The 215-nt window shown below is 39.5% G+C and carries 1 protein-coding gene; it reads right to left on the bottom strand.

The window, feature by feature from the left end; translation table 11 throughout:
* A partial coding sequence (locus tag PL9214_RS29755) for a tetratricopeptide repeat protein (RefSeq protein WP_139295235.1) occupies positions 1-215 on the bottom strand: 215 nt, incomplete at both ends.

Here is a 215-nt window from a genome sequence, read left to right as displayed (position 1 = left end):
GAAACAGACTGCTGATAGAACTCTATCGCTTTTTGGTATTCTCCCAGACTCTCATAAGCATTTCCTAGACCCATGAAAGAACCTGCTACACCATTGCGATCACCTATTTCTTGAAAAATAGAAAGAGACTGCTGAAAGAACTCTATCGCTTTTTGATATTCTCCCAGACGGTTATAAGTATTTCCCAGATTATTGAAAGAACCCGCTACACCATT

The organism is Planktothrix tepida PCC 9214, from assembly GCF_900009145.1.
Lineage (GTDB): Bacteria > Cyanobacteriota > Cyanobacteriia > Cyanobacteriales > Microcoleaceae > Planktothrix > Planktothrix tepida.
Note: the sequence above shows the minus strand (reverse complement) of the source record. Positions and strands in the feature narration are given on the sequence as shown.